The sequence below is a fragment of the Castellaniella sp. genome (assembly GCF_004321985.1).
Taxonomy (GTDB): domain Bacteria; phylum Pseudomonadota; class Gammaproteobacteria; order Burkholderiales; family Burkholderiaceae_B; genus Castellaniella.
The window spans coordinates 1-2,322 of sequence record NZ_SCQN01000003.1; the positions used below are offsets into that span (position 1 = coordinate 1).

At 60.0% G+C, this 2,322-nt stretch carries 3 protein-coding genes; all 3 read right to left on the reverse strand.

Annotated features, from left to right (window positions below; all coding sequences use genetic code 11):
* A partial coding sequence (locus EPN31_RS00075) for a LysR family transcriptional regulator (RefSeq protein WP_291767982.1) occupies positions 1-880 on the reverse strand: 880 nt, incomplete at its 3' end.
* Positions 881-917: 37 nt separating this feature from the next.
* On the reverse strand, positions 918-1,631 hold the full coding sequence (locus tag EPN31_RS00080) for an ABC transporter ATP-binding protein (protein ID WP_291767983.1): 714 nt from the start codon (positions 1,629-1,631) through the stop codon (positions 918-920).
* Positions 1,624-2,322, reverse strand: a 699-nt coding sequence (locus EPN31_RS00085) for an ABC transporter ATP-binding protein (protein ID WP_291767984.1), incomplete at its 5' end; no start/stop codon positions are given. The genes EPN31_RS00080 and EPN31_RS00085, both read right to left, overlap by 8 nt.

Sequence of the window (2,322 nt, forward strand, 5' to 3'; positions counted from 1 at the left end):
CTGGAGACAGTTCCTCGTCGGACAGGCTGACCAGCAAGTTGTGACGAACGAACCAGCTATCGGAGATTTCCGAAACCATCAGGTTCTCGCCCTTCGCATGCCTGAGCGCCGCGGCGGGTTGAATGGTGGCCATCAGACCCATGCTCACCACCCCCATCAGCACCGGAAGGGAATCGAGCTCGATGGCGACATTTAGGGACAGCGGTTCACGTCCAGCTGCCGACGTCAGCACATTACGCAAGCCGTGCAGGCGAGACGGCATGGCCAGGGGCAAATTGCCCACGTCGGCCAGCCGCACTTTTTCCGACTTGGGAAACCCCTTGAAACCGGGCGCAGCCATGATGTAGAGCGACTCCTTCAACAACGGAATGATCGCCCACTTGTCGGCCACGTCGTCATTGAAGAGAATGGCCAAATCAAGTTGACGCGTGTTGAGCATCGCGGTGAGGTTTCCCGACAGCAACTCCACCAGCCGCACCCGTACATCGGGGTAACGCTCGCGCATCGCCATGATCAGCGGTAACCCGATGACGGAAGCAGTGGTAGGCGCCAGGCCGATGCTGACGAAACCCGAGAGACGCGCTTTCTGAGCGGAACGGACGGCCTCGTCAATATTGCGCAACGCAAGCTGCGACCGGCGGAAGAACGCCAGGCCGGCGGCAGTAGGCACCACACCAGTGCTGGTACGCTGAAGCAAACGCACGAACAGCTCGGATTCCAGCCGGCTGATCTGCTGGCTGAGAGTTGCAGTTGTCAAATTGAGCTCGCGCGCCGCCCTCCCCAGGCTTCCGTTTTCAACCGCGCCCACAAAATATCGCAGCTGGCGAATTTCCAATGCAGATCTCCTCTTCCGGTAGTACCCTGCCAGCACCACCAGCACACCGGCCGCCGGACCGTGACTGACAGTCTTGAGCTCGTCAATAGAGCCGCATCAGCGCCTCGCGACTGGCAAGCTCCGCCACGGTCTTGCTGGCGATAGTTTCTCCCGCCTTCATGACGACCACGCGACCGGCGATGCGCAGCAGCGCGCCGACATTCTGCTCGATCATGATGATGCTTGCACCCGTTGCCTGTGGAATCTCCTTGATGAGGGCGAACAGGTCCCCGACCATCGAAGGAGACAAGCCGATGGAAGGCTCGTCGATCAACAACAGGCTTGGATGTGTTGCAAGCCCCATGGCGGCGGAAAGCGCCCGCTGCTGCCCGCCACTCAGCACGCCGGCAACCGTATTCCGCCGCTCCCGCAGCTGCGGAAAAAGTGCGTACACCTCGTTGACCCGCCGATCGGCCACGCCAGCGCCCGGCGCCGCGTATGCCGCGCTCAGTCGCAAATTCGCATCGACACTCAAGTACCGCAACACCCCTTTGGACTGGGGTACCAAACGTATTCCAGCCGGAACATTCGCCGCGGTCGATTGGCCCGTGATGTCCTTGCCCCGGTACATCACCTTTCCTGCTCGCGGTCGAACCATACCGGCAAGCACCTTGAGAAAAGTAGATTTACCCGACCCATTGTGACCGATCAACCCGACGATCTCTCCTGGTGCGACCTGCACGCTCGCATTACTCAGAACCAAATTCTTGCCATAACCTGCACGAATGCCACTGGCCACAAGTACGACGTCACCCATTGACTGTCCCCAACCCGAGGTATTTATTGACCAGCTCGGAGTCCGAGAGGATATCTTCCGTAGACCCCACCCGCAAGACGCGGCCCGATTCCATGAATGCACACTGCGTTGCCACCAGGCGGACGATATCAAGGTTATGTTCAATGAGGAGCACTGTGCGCCCCGAGTCCCGCAGCTTTTCCAGGAATGCAACCAACTCGGAGAGCATCCTCGGATCGACCCCTGAAGTGGGTTCATCGAGCAACAGTATCTCTGGCTCCGCTGCGAGCAAGCGTGCGATGGCAACCAGCTTCTGCTGCCCATACGAAAGGTTGCCGGCCAGTTCGTCGGCAAATCGCACCAGACCGACACGTTCCAGAAGTTCCGTCGCCCGCCGGTAGGCGCGCCGCAGCTCCCCCCGCACAGCCCAAGGTAAAAAGAGCGCCTCGGCCAGACCTTCACCGCGCAATCGCTGCATGCCGAGAATGATGTTCTCCGCAACTGACATATTGTGGAACAACCGGACATCCTGAAAGGTACGACCAACGCCAAGGTGCACCCGCGCCTGCGGCGTAAATCGGGTGATCTCTACCCCATTGAAGCGAACGAGTCCCGTCCCGGGAACGATTTGACCCGTGATGAGGTTGAACAGCGTGGTCTTACCCGCTCCATTCGGCCCAATCAACGCTGTGACCGCGTGGGCCTCGGCCGA

What these genes read in the sequence shown, in the direction of transcription:
- EPN31_RS00080 (WP_291767983.1), bottom strand. Translation starts at nt 1,631, where the DNA reads ATGGGTGACGTCGTACTTGTGGCCAGTGGCATTCGTGCAGGTTATGGC.